Genomic DNA, 15,465 nt, shown 5'->3' with positions numbered 1-15,465 from the left:
TTGGGCGTGAGGTCTCGGCGCTCAGGCGCCGGACGCCACCGGCGCCGCACCGGCCTCGCCGCGGTCGCGGCCCGCGCGCGCGGGGACGCGCGTTCGGCGCCGCTGCGCGGCGGCTTCGGCGAAGTACCGCTCCAGCGCCTGCGCGCGGTGGGCGGCGGTGTGTTCGTTGAGCACCCGGTGCCGCGCGGCCTCGCCGATCCGGCGCCGGCGCGCCTCCGGCATGTCGCGGATCCAGCGCACCACGTCGCTGCCGGAGCGGGCGATCAGGATCTCCTGCCCCGGCACGAAGAACGCCTCCAGGCCGGGCCAGGCGTCCGAGATGATCGGCGTGGCGCAAGCCGCGGCCTCGAACAGGCGCACGCTCGGCGACCAGCCGGCGGCGACCATGTCGGCGCGGGTCAGGTTGAGGGTGAAGCGCTGCTCGTTGTAGAAGCGGCGATGCTTGTCGGGCGCGAGGTGCTCGATGCGGTGCACGTTGGGCGGCCAACGCACCCCGGCCGGGTACTGCGGGCCGGCGACGACGAAATACCCCGCGCTCCACGCGCGCGCCGGCTCGAACAGCAGGCGCTCCAGGCCCGGCTGGCGGTCGTCGCTGTAGGTGCCCATGTAGCCGAGGTCGAAGCGGACGTTCTCCGGCGAGGGGCCGTAGCGGCGCGGGTCGGCCGAGCAGTACAGCGGCCGGGCCAGCGGCGCCCGGTACTCGCGCTCCAGCTTCTGCAGCGTAGGCCCGCCGGTGAACGACAGGTACAGCGCGTAGCCGGGGATCAGCCGCGGATGCAGGTATTCGCAGTCCTCGCGCGCCAGCCGCGCCAGCGTCACCGGGGTGTCGATGTCGTAGAACGCGACCACGCCGCGCGCGACCGACTGGGCCCACTCGCCGACGGCGATGCCGTCCGGCACGTACGAGCCGACGATCACCAGGTCGGCCTGCGCGACCGCGTCGGCATGGCGGTCGTCGAGCTCGTCGAGGCTCGCGTACACCTCCAGGCGGCCGGGCAGGCTGTCGGGCGCGTCCTGGTTCTGCGCGTACCACGGCATGTCGCGTTCCAGGAACAGCACGCGATGGCCGCGCTCGCCCAGCGCCTCGATCAGGGCGCGGTAGGTCGTGGCATGGCCGTTGCCCCAGGACGAGCGCAGGGACAGCCCGAGGACGACGATGTCGAGAGGCGCGCTCATCAGGCCACCGCCTTTTCGCGCGCCAGCAGCAGGTCCTCGACCTGGGCCGCGCGATGGTCGTAGGTGTGCTCGGCCAGCAGGCGCCGGCGCGCGCGCTCGCCGATCCTGCGCGCCAGCGCGGCGTCGATCAGGCCCAGGTACTCGGCGACCTGCGCGCCGTCGTCGGCGACCAGCACTTCCTTGCCCGGTTCGAGGAAGGCCTCGATCCCGGCCCAGGCGTCGACGATCAGGCAGGCGCCGGCGCCGGCCGCCTCGAACACCCGCGTCGGCGGCGACCAGCCGAACCGCGCCATGCTGTCGCGGTTGACGTTGAGCACCATGCGCACGCTGCAGTTGAACGCGTTGTGGTCGCGGGTGGAGACGTGGCCGAGCCGGGCCACGTTCGCCGGCAGCGGGTCCTCCCAGCCGGCGCCGCCGAGCAGGAAGCGCTGCGTCGGCGCGCGGCGCGCGGCGTCGAAGAAATAGCGGCCCACCCGCGCCTCGCGATCCGGCAGGCGGTTGCCGAGGAAGCCCAGGTCCGCGGCGAAGCGCGGGTCCGCGGCCACCGGATAGTGGGTATCCGGGTCGAGCGCGTTGTACACCGGCACGCAGTCGCGCGCGCCCAGGCCGCGATAGGCGTCGACCACGCGCGGGCCGCCGCCGTAGGTCAGGACCAGGTCGTAACCGGGGATCAGCTTGCGGAACGGGTCGGCGCGGTCGGCGGCGACCCGCTCCAGCGTCGCCGGCGCGTCCACGTCCCAGAACACCACCGTGGTGCGCGGCGAGCGCAGCTGCAGCACCTCGCGCTCCAGCAGCGCATCGAACACGCCCACGCCGCTGGCCTTGACCACGACGTCGGCGCCGCGCGCCTGCTCCAGCGCGCGCAGCGCGCCGCTCTCGTCCTCGCCGGGATAGACCACGACCTCGGCCCAATCCGGCGGATCCAGGTCGCGATGGCTCTGCCGGTCGAACGCGTCCGGCTCGTAGAACGTGATGCGGTGGCCGCGCCGGTGCAGCGCGCGGATCAAGCCGCGGTAGTAGGTCGCCGCGCCGTTCCAGTACGCGGACAGCAGGCTCGACCCGAAGAACGCGATGCGCAGGGACTCAGGCATGGCTCAGGCTCCTCACGGGGGTTGCGGGGCGCGCGCCGAGCTCGGCCAGGATGGCCAGCAGCTGGTCGACGCGGTGCGCGCAGGTGTGGCGGGCGCGGATCGTGCGCAGGCCGTGCGCGGCCTGCTCGGCGGCGCGGGCGCGGTCGTGCAGCAGGTCGCGCAGGTGGCGCTGCATCGCCGCGCCATCTTCGGCGACCAGGTAGTCGCGGCCGGGCGCGAACAGCCCCTCCTCGTCCGGCCACGGCGCGCAGACCAGCGGGATACCGCAGGCCAGCGCCTCGAACACGCGGATGGTCGGGATGCCGGGCAGCGCCTGCACGTACGGCCGCCGCGGCACGTGCACGGTAACGCGGAACTGGGCGAAGGTCTCCGGCACGCGCCAGTTCGGCAGCCAGTCGCGGTATTCGATGCCGGCCCCGGCCAGGCGCGCACGCGCCGCCTCCGGATAGCGCACGCCGTGCACGCGCGCGGACAGGCCGAGCCGCCGCACCGGGTCGAGCAGGAACTCGCTCAGCTCCCGGGTGCGCTCGTCGTCGCCCCAGTTGCCGATCCACACCAGGTCGCCGCGCCGCGGCGCCGGCGGCAGCGGGCGGAACACGCGCGTATCGGCCGCCTCGTGCCAGGTCCAGGCGCGCGCGCACCAGCCCTGTTCGAGGTAGCGGCGGCGGATCGCTTCGCCGAACGCGAGCACGCCGTGGTAGCGGCTCAGGTCGTAGCGCGCCATTTCCTGCGGCGCGGTGGCCGAGCGGTGGTGGGTGTCGTGGAACAGCAGGCGGCAGCCGCGCGGCGCATGCCGGCCGACGCGCGCGACCAGGTCCGGCTCGCTCCATTCGTGCACCAGCGCCACGTCAGCGCCGTCGAGCGCCTCGTCCAGGTCCAGCGTCGCCGGGTCGTAGAAACGGCTGCGCAGCTTCGGGAAACGCCGGCCGAACTCCTCCACCGGCGCCTCGCCGTAGGCCTGGCGCAGTTGGCCCAGGCTCCACCCCTGCGCGGGCTCGTACACCTCGACTTCGTGGCCGCGCGCGAGCAGCTCGGCGGCCACGCCGCGCAGGAAATGGGCGTTGCCGTGGTTCCAGTCCGAAACCAGCGAGTGATAGAACAGCACGAACTTCATGGCGCGGCTCCCAGGGACAGCGCGGCGGAGACCGGCGGCCGCGGCCGCGCGCCGGCGACCAGCTCGGCGTAGCAGCGGCGGTAAGCACCGGCCATCGCCTCGGGCGTGTAGCGCGCGGCGCATTGCCGCGCGCGCGCGGCGTGCCGGGCCAGCAGCGGCGGGTCGTCGATCAGCCGCTGCAGCGCGCGGCGCAGCGCGCCGGTGTCGTCCGGGGCGACGTACGACGCTGCCTCGCCCCAGACTTCGCGCAGGCTGGGGATGTCGCCCAGCACCAACGCGCATCCGGCTTGCGCCGCCTCCAGCGCCGACAGGCCGAACGGTTCGTAGCGGGCGGGCAGCGCGTAGATGGACGCCGACGCCATCCACGCGTGCAGGTCCGTCGACGGCAGCCGGCCGAGCAGGCGCACGCCGCGCAGCTCGGCGCGCCCGCCGTCGGGATGGCGGTCCTCACCGGCCACGCACACCGGCCACGCCAGCTGCGGCGCGACCGCGGCCAGCGCGGCGAGGTTCTTGCCCCGGTCCCACAGCCGACCGGCGGCGAGGATCAGCGGCGCGCGCGCGGCGACGGGCGACGCGGCGATGCGGCGGCCGTTGGCGACGACCCGCGCCCGCGGCAATGCGCCGTAGTGGCGCTCCAGGGCCGCCAACATGGCGCGGGTCGGCGCCGCCACCAGGCCGGCGCCGCGCAGGCCGCGCGCGACGCGTTCGCGGTAGCGCGCCCAGTCCGCCGGCGCGTCCCCGCGATGCACCGCGCGCCACCACGACAGCACGCAGGAGTGCCCGACGACGAGCACCGGCGCCGGCCACGGCAGGTCGCCATGCGCGTAGTCGTTGAGGTGGACCACGTCGGGACGCAGGCGCTCGGCGAGGTCGAGCAGCCAATCGCCCGCCGCCTCGACGTCGTCCCACGGGTTCTCCATCCACATCAGCCGGTAGCGGCCGGGGTACAGCTGCAGGCCGGGGATCGCGTCGGCGTCGCGGCGCTGGGCGCGGCTGGGCTCGCCGCCCATCGTCGCCAGCGCGACCTCGTCGCCTCGCGCGCCCAGCGCGCGCGCCAGCTCCAGCGCGTAGTCCCACACGCCGCCGACCGTGTCGGCGGTCATCAGCACCCGGTAGCGCTCAGCGCCCATAGATCGCGTCCACCAGGCGGGCGGTCCCGACCAGTGCGTCGGCGGCGGGATCGAACCGCGCGCCTTCGCCCAGCCGCCGGGCCCACGCCACCAGCGCGCGGCCGCCCCAGGCGTCCGGCGGCCCGGCCAGGCGCTCGCGCCGGGTGCCGTCGAAGCGATCGACGGTGAAGTCGTAGAACGAGCCGCCGACGTTGCGCAGCGCGGCGCCGCCGCGGGTGCCGTAGAACGCCGCCTCGATGACCGCGTCGCATCCGGCCGGCAGGCGCCACGAACAGGCCATGCGCACGCTGGCGCCGCCCCGCAGGCGCCACTGCGCGCAGGCATAGTCTTCGACCCGGTCGATCGGCCGCGGCAGCGGAGCGCCCTGCGCGTACAGCTGCGCGCTCGGCGCCTCGGCGGCCTCCTCCCCCGTGGCCCAGGCCGCGAGGTCGATCAGATGGATGCCCAGGTCCATCACGCAACCGCCGCCGGACTGGGCCAGGTCGTAGAACCACGGCTTGTCGGGCCCGTAGGCGTTGTGGAACGTGAGGTCCACCGCGTACAGCTCGCCGAGCGCGCCGCCGCGCACCAGTTCGCGCAACCCGGCCACGCCGGCGACGTGGCGGTAGCTGAAATCGACCTCGAGCAGGCGGTCGGCGCGCCGCGCCGCCGCCACCACCTGGGCCGCCTCGGCGGCGGTGCGCGCCAGCGGCTTCTGGCAGAACACCGCCAGGCCGCGCTCGAGGGCGGCGATCGCCTGCCCGGCGTGGGCGCCGCTCGGCGTGGCGATGACCAGCCCGTCGAGGTCGTCGCGCGCGAGCAGCGCGTCGAGGCCCGCCGCGAGCTCCGCCTGCGGCACGCAGGCGCGCGCCGCCAGTGCGTTGTCGCGGTGCGCATCGGCGATCGCGACCACCTCGGCCAGGCCGCTCTCGGCCAGCACGCGCATGCGCTGGCCGCCGATCCAGCCGACCCCCAGGAAACCCAACCGCGGACGCGCGGCCCTCGGTCGCGGCGGCGCCGCTTTCAATTGCGCGCTCATGGCCGCACCGTCGCCTTCAGGAAGCCGTCGGGTCGCTGCTGCATCGCCGCGAACGCATCCGCCAGGCGCTCCAGCGGGTAGTCGTGGGTCAGCAGCGGGAACGGGTCGAGCCGCCCCCCGGCCACCGCGGCGATCGCCTCGCGCAGGCCATCCAGCGCCACCTGCGGGTCGCGTTCGTGGGCGTTGATCACGTCGAGGCCGCGCCAGTTCCACTGCTGCATGTCGACCTGGCGCGGGCCGTCCTGGTGGTAGCCGGCGATGACCAGCCGCCCGCCCTCGGCGCTGATCGCGCTGGCGATGTCCAGCGTGGCCTGCTCGCCGGCCGCCTCGATCACCCGCGCGTAGCCGGTGCCGCCGCTGATCTCGCGCGCCTGGCCAACGGCGGCGTGCATGTCCCCGGTGGCGATCGCCTCGCTGGCGCCGCACCGCCGCGCCACTTCCAGCGCGAACGGGCGCCGCGACAGCGCCACCGCTTCGGCGCCGGCATCGCGGATCAGCTGGATCAGCAGCGCGCCGATGAAGCCGACGCCGACGATCGCCACCTTCTGCCCCGCGCGGATGTCGCTGCGGCGGAAGATGTTCATCGCGCAGGCCAGCGGTTCGCCGGGCAGCGGCCGCTCGCCGAGCGACGGCGGCAGCAGCACCAGCGCGTCGCCGTCGGCGACGTCGTATTCGGCGTAGGCATGGCCCGACAGCAGCGCGACCCGGTCGCCGACGCGCCATTGCCCGACGCCGTCGCCGACTTCGGCGATCTCGCCCCAGCCCTCGTGGCCCGGCGCCCCGGGCGCGAGCGGATACCGGAACCACGGCTTGCCCGCCCACACCGGCAGGTTGGACGCGCACACGCCGCTGCCGTGCAGGCGCACGCCGACTTGCCCCGCGGCCGGCCGGGGGCGCGGCCGGCGTTGCACCTCGATGCGGCCATCGCCGCAGAACACTGCCGCGCGCATCGCACTCATGCGACGTGGCTCCGCGTTGCTTCCGCGACCTGCCGCGGCGCCGGCGCCGCCTCCCGCGAGCGGTGCGCGCGCAGCCACCGGTAGAGGCGGGCGATGCCGTCCGCCGCGGCGACCTGCGGCGCCCAACCGGCGGCTTCGGCGAAGGCACGGGTGTCGGACACGTAGTAGCGCTGGTCGCCGGTGCGCCAGCCGGCGCGCTCGACGTCCGGCATGCGCCCGGTCAACGCGGCGATGCGCTGCAGCAGTTCGACCAGGCTGACCGTGTTGCCCGGGCCGCCGCCGATGTTGAACGCGCGGCCGGCCAAGTCCGGCATGCGCCGCTGGCAGCGCAGCATCGCCTCGACCAGGTCGTCGACGTAGAGGATGTCGCGCACCTGCAGGCCATCGCCGTACAGCGTGATCGGCCGCTGCTCGAGCGCGCGGATCAGGAAATGCGCGACCCAGCCCTGGTCCTCGGTGCCGAACTGGTGCGGGCCGTAGATGCAGCTCATGCGGAATACCGCCGCGCGCACGCCGTAGCTGCGCGCGTAGTCGAGCACGTACTGGTCCGCGCCGCCCTTGGAGCAGCCGTAGGGGCTGTGGAAGTCCAGCGGCCGCGACTCGCCGACACCGCGCTCGCGCAGCGCGGGATCGCGCGGCTGGTAGCGGGTCGCCGTGGCCTCCAGCGCGATGTCGGCCAGCGCGCCGTACACCTTGTTGGTCGAGGTGAACAGCAGCGACGGCGCGCGCCGCGAGCGCCGCACCGCTTCGATCAGGTTGAAGGTGCCGCGCAGGTTGACTTCGAAGTCGTGCTCCGGATCGTCCAGGCTCGAGGTCACCGCGACCTGAGCGGCGAGATGGAACACCTGCGTCGCCTCGGCCGCCGCCTCGCGCAGCGCCTGGGCGTCGCGCACGTCGGCGATCGCGACCTGCAGCCGCTCGCCGTGCTGGGCGCGCAGCCAGCGCAGGTTTTCCTCGACGCCGGGCCGCGACAGGTTGTCGTAGACCAGCACGCGCCGCCCCTCGCTCAGCAGCCGGGCGGCCAGGTTGGTGCCGACGAAGCCGGCACCGCCGGTGATCAGCGCCGTGCCCTCCCCGGCCGGCGCCAGGGGCGCGACGCGCCTGCGTGCGCCGGCGCTCATCGCTGCAGCCCTCGCCGTGCCAGCTCCTGGGCCGCGGCCTCGACGCGATCGTAGGCGTTCTGGCCGACGATCCAGTCCACCAGCTCCTCGAGCCCGTCGCTCAGCGTGACCTGCGGACGGTAGCCGAGCACCTGCTGGGCGAGCGAAATGTCGGCGTAGCAGTGGCGGATGTCGCCGGCGCGGTACTTGCCGGTGATCTCCGGCGGCAGGTCCTCGATCCCGAGCGCCTGCGCCATCTGCTCGGCGACCTCGAGCACGCTGATCGAACGGCCGCTGCCGACGTTGAAGGCCTGGCCGGCCGCCTGCGGCGTCTCCAGCGCCAACCGGCAGGCGCGCGCCACGTCGTGCACGCTGACGAAGTCGCGGCGCTGGCGCCCGTCCTCGAACACCAGCGGCGGGCGCCGGTTGAGGTAGCGGGCAGCGAAGATCGCCAGCACGCCGGTGTACGGGTTGGACAGCGCCTGGCGCGGCCCGTAGATGTTGAAGAAGCGCAGCGCGGTGGTCGGGATACCGTAGGCCTGGCCGACCATGAGGCACATCAGCTCCTGGTCGAGCTTGGACAACGCGTACACCGACGACGGCACGACCGGCTTGGCCTCCGGGGTCGGCATCGGCCGCAGGCGGCGGCCGTGCGAGTACAGCTCCCAGTCGCCGCGGCCGAGCTGCTCCGGCGAGCGCGGCGGCGGGCTGACCGGGTTCCCGTCCGGGTCGCAATACAGGCCTTCGCCGTAGACGCTCATGCTCGAGGCGACCACCAGCCGCTCCACCGGAGCGGCGGTCAACGCCTCCAGCAGCACCGCGGTACCGCGGTTGTTGACGTCGGTGTAGCGCTCGATCTCGTACATGCTTTGGCCGACGCCGACCGCGGCGGCGAAGTGGAACACCGCGTCGACGCCCTGCAGCGCGCGCTTCACCGCCGCCGCGTCGCGCACGTCGCCGCGCATCAGCTCGACGTCCTCGCTCAGGTAGGCCGGCCGGGCGATGTCCGGGCCGTGCACCTGCTCGGACAGGTTGTCCAGCGCGCGCACCCGGTAGCCGTGCGCGAGCAGTTCGTCGGCCAGGTGCGAGCCGACGAAACCGGCGCCGCCGGTGATCAGCACGCGCCGGCCGGCGCCGCGCCCCAGGCCATGGCCATTGCCGTGGCCATTGCCGTTTCCGTTATGCCGCTCCACGACCGACCTCCAGTTCGCGCACCGGCGCGCCGCTCATCAGGGTGCCGCTCATCAGGCGGCGTTCGAACCATGCCACCGTCCGGCGCAAGCCCTCGTCGAGGGAAACCCGGGGCTCCCAGTCGAGCGCGCGCCGCGCCAGCGCGATGTCCGGGCAGCGCCGCGTCGGATCGTCCGTCGGCATCGGCCGATGCACCAGGCGCGAACGCGAGCCGGTAATGTCGATGATCCGGCGCGCGAGCTCCAGCACCGTCACTTCGGTCGGATTGCCCAGGTTGACCGGGCCGGTGAACTCGGCCGGCGCGTCCATCAGGCGCACGATGCCCTCGATCAGGTCGTCGACGTAGCAGAACGAGCGGGTCTGGCTGCCGTCGCCGTGGATCGTCATCGGTTCGTTCCTCAGCGCCTGCACGATCAGGTTCGACACCACGCGGCCGTCGTCGAGCTGCATCATCGGCCCGTAGGTGTTGAAGATGCGCGCGACCTTGATGTCGGTGCTGTGAAGGCGGTGGTAGTCGAAGAACAGGGTCTCGGCGCAGCGCTTGCCCTCGTCGTAGCAGGCGCGCGGACCGACCGTGCTGACCGCGCCGCGGTAGCCTTCCTTCTGCGGATGCTGCTCCGGCTCGCCGTAGACCTCGCTGGTCGAGGCCTGGAAGATGCGCGCGCCGCAGGCCTGCGCCAGCTTGAGCATGTTGAGCGCGCCGTCCACGCAGGTGCGCAGGGTCTTGACCGGATCGATCTGGTACTGCGCCGGCGATGCGCAGCAGGCCAGGTTGAAGATGCGCTCGGCCTGCAACCCGGCACGCGCGTCGAGCGGATCGACGATGTCGTGGCGAACGAAGCGGAAGTGGGGATGGCCGAGCAGCGGCGTCAGGTTGTCGATGCTGCCGGTCGCGAGATTGTCCAGCGCGACGACGTGGCAGCCGTCCTCGACCAGCCGCGCGCACAGGTGAGCGCCGAGGAATCCGGCGCCGCCGGAAACCAGCACGCGCCGAGCGATTTTTCTTTTCTTGTTGCCGTTGAGTGTCCCGTCCATATCGCGCCTTTCCTGTGGAGGGAGCGGCCGCGACGAACGGCCGCAAGGAGGTTTGTACCCTTGCGGCAGCAAGTTCGATGCCAATGAATCTGGCCCGCGCGCAACGCCGTGCGCGCCGCGGGTTTTCGCCGCGGAAAGCAGCAATTGCAGGCGTCTTCCGCCGCCTCATGCTTTGCAACGTTTGCAGCGCCCGGAAAGACTTGCGGCTCGCGGCCGGGACGGGATGCGCGATGTCGATGCGCCGTGACGATGCATCGCGACGACGCGCCGATGCCTGCGGCCCCACGGCGCGTCCACGCTGCGGGCACGTCGAGAGATCCGGGACCGAACAGCCTGCGCGGCCGCTTTCGCCAGGGGCGACAGCCGGTAAACCGCCAGCAGCGGCGGCGCCGAGAGCGGCCACCGCGCCGGTTGCGACGTCGTCGCTTGCTGCCTTCGCGGCATTCGAAGGCGCGCGCTCTTCGCTCACGGACCGCGCGGCGGGCGAGCACCGAAGGACGGGCTCTGGCCGGCCGAGCGGCACCGGCGGCCCGACACGCCCCAAGACGACGAGATGGCTACCGCCACTGCGTACCGTTGAGCTCGAGCGCAGGGACGCCGAACGACGCACATCGCGGCGCGGCCGATGGCCATGGAAACGAAAAACGGCGCGTCCGGAGGCGCGCCGTTCTCGACCACTAGGTGGTGGGCGGTACAGGGTTCGAACCTGTGACCCCTACCATGTCAAGGTAGTGCTCTACCGCTGAGCTAACCGCCCGTAATCCGGAGCCGGCCCGTCGCGGCCGTCCTGTCGCCCTTCCCAGGGCCGACGGGGTGCCGCGGGCGCTCCAGCAAGGGGCGCGCAGTGTAGCCCGGGCGGGGCGATCCGGGCAATAGGCCGCCCTTGGGCACGGCCGGACGGGGAGGCATGCCGCCTCCCGCGCCGGCCCTCGGCGCCTCGGCGCGCCCGCCCTAGACCAGGCCGGCGAAGCTGCGTTCCTTGAGCCGCTGCAGCTCGTCGCGCACCGCCGCCGCCTGCTCGAACTCCAGGTCGCGCGCATGCTGGTACATGCGCTGTTCCAGTTCCTTGATCCTGGCCGCCAGCTGGGCCGGGCCGAGCGCGGCGTACTCGGCAGCCGGCTCGGCCGCCTTGCGCGCCTTGCCGCGGCCGCGCGCGACCTCGCCCGGCTCCGCGCGCGCGCCTTCCATGATGTCGACGACCGCCTTGGCCACCGAGCGCGGGGTGATGCCGTGCTCGCGGTTGTATTCGACCTGCCTCTGCCGGCGCCGGTCGGTCTCGTCGATCGCCGCGCGCATCGACTTGGTGATGGTGTCGGCGTACAGGATGGCCTTGCCGCGCACGTTGCGCGCGGCGCGGCCGATGGTCTGGATCAGCGAGCCCGCCGAACGCAGGAAGCCTTCCTTGTCCGCGTCGAGGATCGCCACCAGCGACACCTCCGGCATGTCCAGGCCTTCGCGCAGCAGGTTGATGCCCACCAGCACGTCGAACTTGCCCAGGCGCAGGTCGCGGATGATCTCCACGCGCTCGACCGTGTCCACGTCCGAGTGCAGGTAGCGCACCTTGACGCCGTGCTCGCCCAGGTACTCGGTCAGGTTCTCGGCCATGCGCTTGGTCAGGGTGGTGATCAGGACCCGATCGCCCATCGCCACGCGCTCGCGGATCTCGCCTAGCACGTCGTCGACCTGGGTCGCCACCGGGCGCACCTCGACCTCCGGATCGACCAGGCCGGTCGGCCGCACCACCAGCTCGACGACCTGGTCGCCGGACTTGCGCAGTTCGTACGGGCCCGGCGTGGCCGACACGTAGATGGCGCGCGGCGAGCGGGCCTCCCATTCCTCGAAGCGCAGCGGCCGGTTGTCCAGCGCCGACGGCAGGCGGAAGCCGAACTCCACCAGCGTCTCCTTGCGCGAACGGTCGCCCTTGTACATGGCGCCGATCTGCGGGATGGTCACGTGCGACTCGTCGACCACCAGCAGCGCGTCCGGCGGCAGGTAGTCGAACAGGCACGGCGGCGGCTCGCCGGGCATGTGCCCGGTCAGGTGGCGGCTGTAGTTCTCGATGCCGTTGCAGTAGCCGACTTCGGCCAGCATCTCCAGGTCGAACTGGGTGCGCTGCGCCAGGCGCTGCGCCTCGACCAGCTTGTTCTGCGCGTACAACTGCTCCAGCCGTTCGCGCAGCTCGGCCTTGATCGTCTCGATCGCGTCCAGCACCGTGCGACGGGTGGTGACGTAGTGCGAGCCCGGGTAGATGGTGTAGCGCGGCACCCGGCGCAGCGTCTCGCCGGTGAGCGGGTCGAACAGGGTCAGGTTCTCGATCTCGCCGTCGAACAGCTCCACCCGCAGCGCCTCGGCATCGCTCTCGGCGGGATGCACGTCGATCACTTCGCCGCGCACGCGGTAGGTGGCGCGGCGCAGCTCGGTGTCGTTGCGGGTGTACTGCATCTCGGTCAGGCGGCGGATCAGCTCGCGCTGGTCGATCCGCTCGCCGCGGACCAGGTGCAGCACCATTTTGAAGTATTCGCCCGGATCGCCCAGGCCGTAGATCGCCGAGACCGTGCATACGATCAGCGCGTCGCGCCGCTCCAGCAGCGCCTTGGTCGCCGACAGTCGCATCTGCTCGATGTGCTCGTTCACCGAGCTGTCCTTCTCGATGTAGGTGTCGCTCGAGGGGACGTAGGCTTCCGGCTGGTAGTAGTCGTAGTAGCTGACGAAGTACTCGACCGCGTTGTGCGGGAAGAAGGCCTTGAACTCGCCGTACAGCTGCGCGGCCAGGGTCTTGTTGTGCGCCATGACCAGGGTCGGCTTCTGCACCGCCTGGACCACGTTGGCGATGGTGTAGGTCTTGCCCGAGCCGGTCACGCCGAGCAGGGTCTGCGCCGCCAGGCCGCTCTCGAAACCTTCGACCAGCTTTTCGATCGCGCCCGGCTGGTCGCCGGCCGGCGAGTACGGCGCTACCAGCTGGAAGCCGGCGGGATGGTGGCTGTCGTTCATCGGCGCGGCCTGGAAGGGAAACCTGCAGTGTAGCGGGCCTGTCTGGATGGGGGCGAAGGCGGAGTTTTCCTACCCCCGGATCGGCGGCGCGCCGATCCCGCGCTCGCCCCGACCGCCCGATCCTGAAGGCCGGCCGAACGAGACCGCCTGGCGACGACCTCCCGCGAACGGAATCGCCCGCATGAACGAGCGCAATGCCGGCGTCACCCTGATCGAACTGCTGACCGCCCTGGCGGTCCTGGCCGTGCTTCTGTCGCTGGCCGTGCCGAGTTTCGCCCATCTGCGCCGGCAAGCGCGGATCGGCGCCGCCTACCATGCCCTCACCGCCTCGCTCGCAGGCGCGCGCCTGGCGGCGGTCAGCCATGGCATGCCGGTAACGGTCTGCCCCAGCCGCGACGGCGAACGCTGCCGCAAGGACCTGATCTGGGAGGACGGCTGGATCGCCTTCCTCGACCCGGCCCGCGCCGCGCAGCCGGCCGCGCCGGACCGCATCCTGCAGCGGGGCAGCCTCGACGATCGCGGCCTGGCCTTGCGCAGCACCGCGGGCCGCCACTGGATCCGCTACCAACCCACGGGCTTCAGCCACGGCAGCAATCTCAGCCTGTGGATCTGCAGCCGCGAGGACGGTACCGAGATCGGCCGCGTCGCCGTCAACGGCGCAGGGCGGACCCGCTCCGAGCGCCATGCCGCGACGCAACCCTGCCGCTATGTCCCGTGATCCCGCGCTACGGGCGCCATGGGGTCGCCGGCCGCGCCGCCGGCGTCCTGCCCTGCGAGCGCACGCCGTGCGCTCCCACTCGAGGCCGGGCCCGCCCGGACCGCCGGCCTGCGTGAACGCTTCCGCGCCGCCGCGGCGGGGACGCATCCTCCGCGCCCGCGCCCGGGTGTCGCAGGGGCACCAGCTTCGCCGCTCACGCGGCCAGGACGCGCCGTCGCGTCGCCGCGCCGAGGCTTGACCCCGGCGACCGAGGCCTTACAATTCCCTTCCCCGCCCGAATAGCTCAGCCGGTTAGAGCACTTGACTGTTAATCAGGGGGTCGTTGGTTCGAGTCCAACTTCGGGCGCCAAGAAAATCAAGGACTTAGGCCGCGCATCGTCGCGGCCTTTGTCTTTTGTGGGTTGCTGAAAACACGAAAGCAACACAGAAGCGTCACCCGCGCTGCTTGGATCCCTTCCGCGTCTTCGGCGACGTCGCACGTCCACGCTGCTCCAGGTACTCGCCCAGCAGTTCCTGCGGGGCGACGCCCATGGCCTCGGCAAACTCCACCAGCTCAACGGCGTCGATGCGCCGCTCCCCTCGCTCGCACTTGGACACGAAGGTCTGCGTGTTGCCCAAGCGCTCGGCCAGCTTGATCTGCGTCACGCCCACCCGCTTACGGGCCGCCTTCAGGACGGCCAGTAGGAGTTGGTAATCGCGGTTGTGGGTCGATTGGGCCATCGCGCGGTGACATGAAGTTCACCGCACGCTAGAGTCCGTGTTGGATTAGTCCAAAATAGACTATTCCAAGCCGACAACATCAAGGGGACATACATGAGACTTCTGGCCTTCCTGTTCTTCGCCATGCTCACCGGGTGCTCAACCACGGCGGGCAGCGGTGCCAGCGTCACCCGCAGCGGATTCGACGGCGCAAGGGTCGTGACCATCAACGGTCACGGCAATGCTTGCAAGTCGATGCGCTGCACTGGCCTAGGTGCGCAGTGGACCTCCAAGAATCCGACCGAGTCGGTCCTGGTCGTCTATCTCTTCAACGATATCAAGGGCATTTCTGGCGCATCGCTCAATATCGACGGGCAGACCTACGACCTCTCGACCATGCAGCCCTTCACCAACTTCAATGAGTTCGGCGCAGCGACACAGGAGTCTCGCAAGGGGTTCCTCGTGCCGCTCGACCTCATCCGCAAGATCGCCGCCTCGCAGCGGACGTGGTTGAGGGTGCAGACCACCGGGGGATACGTCGAGGACGCCGTCATCGACGGGCAGACCGACAGCAAGGCGTACCACGCGCTCAAGCGCTTCCTAGCCTCAGTGGATCAGGGCTAATCCACAGGTGGGGTGCGATGGTGCACAAGGTACTAAAAAGAAGGGGCACCCAAGGTGCCCCTTTCTCGTGCACGACAGTAGATAGGCGTCAGCCGTCGGACGGCGCTGGCTCGACCACCCGAACGGTGGAAAGCGCCTCGGCCGACTGCTCCTCGTCCATGTCGGCCGGGTGGTGCTTCTGACGGGGCGGCACCTCGACGCCCTTCTTGCGCATGTCGTTGGCATACCAGCGTACCGACTTGGCCGTCGCCGCCGCGCCCTCGATCTGCGCGTTGACCATGTCGGCCACCAGCGCGTGCGGGAAGCCCGCTGGGTCCATCAGGATCGCGCGGGCGAGCGCGCCGACACCGAGGCCGCGCGGCTTCTTCTCGGTCGCATCCGGCGCTTCGGTGGCCTCGGCCTTCGGCTCTGCGCGCTGCATGGTCGCCTTGGGCCTCCTGGGCTGACCGAGCGAGGCCAGGTCGATGTTCTTGTCGGCCGCGACCTGCTCGATCCGTGCGACGAGCTTCGCGCGCGTCGCGAAGGTCTTGGGGCCCGCCGGCTTGTCGGCGACGCGGTTGTACAGGGCCAAGAGTTCCTTGGTGGGCATCTCTTCCAGCTTCATGGTGTTCTCCTACGT

General features: G+C 71.9%; 14 protein-coding genes and 2 tRNA genes. 3 read left to right on the top strand and 13 right to left on the bottom strand.

Annotated elements, in window-relative coordinates:
• Positions 1–21: 21 nt before the first annotated feature.
• From EDC50_RS01535 to uvrB, 11 genes are all read right to left on the bottom strand, one after another.
• Positions 22–1,176, bottom strand: coding sequence for a CgeB family protein (locus EDC50_RS01535; RefSeq protein WP_199742044.1), 1,155 nt, complete (start codon positions 1,174–1,176; stop codon positions 22–24).
• Entirely contained in the window at positions 1,176–2,267 is a 1,092-nt protein-coding gene (locus EDC50_RS01530) for a CgeB family protein (protein ID WP_123768712.1), read from the bottom strand. Before EDC50_RS01530 ends, EDC50_RS01535 begins: the two co-directional genes overlap by 1 nt.
• Positions 2,260–3,381 carry a CgeB family protein gene (locus EDC50_RS01525; protein WP_123768711.1) on the bottom strand — a complete coding sequence of 374 codons (1,122 nt, stop codon included), beginning with the start codon at positions 3,379–3,381 and terminating at the stop codon, positions 2,260–2,262. Before EDC50_RS01525 ends, EDC50_RS01530 begins: the two co-directional genes overlap by 8 nt.
• Positions 3,378–4,511 (bottom strand): glycosyltransferase family 4 protein, encoded by a 1,134-nt coding sequence (locus tag EDC50_RS01520; protein WP_123768710.1) that lies wholly within the window; start codon positions 4,509–4,511, stop codon positions 3,378–3,380. Before EDC50_RS01520 ends, EDC50_RS01525 begins: the two co-directional genes overlap by 4 nt.
• Entirely contained in the window at positions 4,501–5,529 is a 1,029-nt protein-coding gene (locus EDC50_RS01515; protein ID WP_123768709.1) for a Gfo/Idh/MocA family protein, read from the bottom strand. The genes EDC50_RS01520 and EDC50_RS01515 overlap by 11 nt, the downstream gene beginning before the upstream one ends.
• A complete protein-coding gene (locus EDC50_RS01510; RefSeq protein ID WP_123768708.1) occupies positions 5,526–6,488 on the bottom strand; it encodes an MDR/zinc-dependent alcohol dehydrogenase-like family protein in 963 nt (320 codons plus the stop codon). The genes EDC50_RS01515 and EDC50_RS01510 overlap by 4 nt, the downstream gene beginning before the upstream one ends.
• A complete protein-coding gene (locus EDC50_RS01505; protein WP_123768707.1) occupies positions 6,485–7,609 on the bottom strand; it encodes an SDR family NAD(P)-dependent oxidoreductase in 1,125 nt (374 codons plus the stop codon). Before EDC50_RS01505 ends, EDC50_RS01510 begins: the two co-directional genes overlap by 4 nt.
• Positions 7,606–8,781: an NAD-dependent epimerase/dehydratase family protein gene (locus EDC50_RS01500; protein ID WP_242002929.1), complete on the bottom strand. Its 1,176-nt coding sequence runs from the start codon at positions 8,779–8,781 to the stop codon at positions 7,606–7,608. Before EDC50_RS01500 ends, EDC50_RS01505 begins: the two co-directional genes overlap by 4 nt.
• Positions 8,768–9,814: a UDP-glucuronic acid decarboxylase family protein gene (locus tag EDC50_RS01495; RefSeq protein WP_123768706.1), complete on the bottom strand. Its 1,047-nt coding sequence runs from the start codon at positions 9,812–9,814 to the stop codon at positions 8,768–8,770. The genes EDC50_RS01500 and EDC50_RS01495 overlap by 14 nt, the downstream gene beginning before the upstream one ends.
• 682 nt (positions 9,815–10,496) lie before the next feature.
• Positions 10,497–10,571: transfer RNA gene (locus tag EDC50_RS01490), tRNA-Val, on the bottom strand.
• Between the two features lie 194 nt (positions 10,572–10,765).
• Positions 10,766–12,805 carry an excinuclease ABC subunit UvrB gene (gene uvrB / locus EDC50_RS01485; RefSeq protein WP_123768705.1) on the bottom strand — a complete coding sequence of 680 codons (2,040 nt, stop codon included), beginning with the start codon at positions 12,803–12,805 and terminating at the stop codon, positions 10,766–10,768.
• 181 nt (positions 12,806–12,986) lie between these two features.
• Between uvrB and EDC50_RS01480 the strand changes: the two genes are divergently transcribed.
• Both EDC50_RS01480 and EDC50_RS01475 read left to right on the top strand, forming a co-directional pair.
• Positions 12,987–13,523: a GspH/FimT family pseudopilin gene (locus EDC50_RS01480; protein WP_158635649.1), complete on the top strand. Its 537-nt coding sequence runs from the start codon at positions 12,987–12,989 to the stop codon at positions 13,521–13,523.
• Positions 13,524–13,795: 272 nt separating this feature from the next.
• Positions 13,796–13,872: transfer RNA gene (locus EDC50_RS01475), tRNA-Asn, on the top strand.
• Positions 13,873–13,955: 83 nt separating this feature from the next.
• Here EDC50_RS01475 and EDC50_RS01470 read toward each other — a convergent pair.
• The gene (locus tag EDC50_RS01470) at positions 13,956–14,243 is read right to left on the bottom strand and encodes a helix-turn-helix domain-containing protein (RefSeq protein WP_123768703.1); all 288 of its coding nucleotides are present in this window, start codon (positions 14,241–14,243) and stop codon (positions 13,956–13,958) included.
• A 93-nt stretch (positions 14,244–14,336) separates the two neighbouring features.
• On the opposite strand from EDC50_RS01470, the gene EDC50_RS01465 reads away from it, so the two are divergent.
• Positions 14,337–14,846: a hypothetical protein gene (locus tag EDC50_RS01465; RefSeq protein ID WP_123768702.1), complete on the top strand. Its 510-nt coding sequence runs from the start codon at positions 14,337–14,339 to the stop codon at positions 14,844–14,846.
• Between the two features lie 88 nt (positions 14,847–14,934).
• Here the strand turns inward: EDC50_RS01465 and EDC50_RS01460 are convergent, their stop codons facing one another.
• On the bottom strand, positions 14,935–15,450 hold the full coding sequence (locus EDC50_RS01460; protein WP_123768701.1) for a hypothetical protein: 516 nt from the start codon (positions 15,448–15,450) through the stop codon (positions 14,935–14,937).
• Between the last annotated feature and the right edge of the window lie 15 nt (positions 15,451–15,465).

Source organism: Vulcaniibacterium tengchongense (assembly GCF_003814555.1).
GTDB classification, from domain to species: domain Bacteria; phylum Pseudomonadota; class Gammaproteobacteria; order Xanthomonadales; family Xanthomonadaceae; genus Vulcaniibacterium; species Vulcaniibacterium tengchongense.
This window is presented reverse-complemented; position numbering and strand designations above follow the sequence as displayed.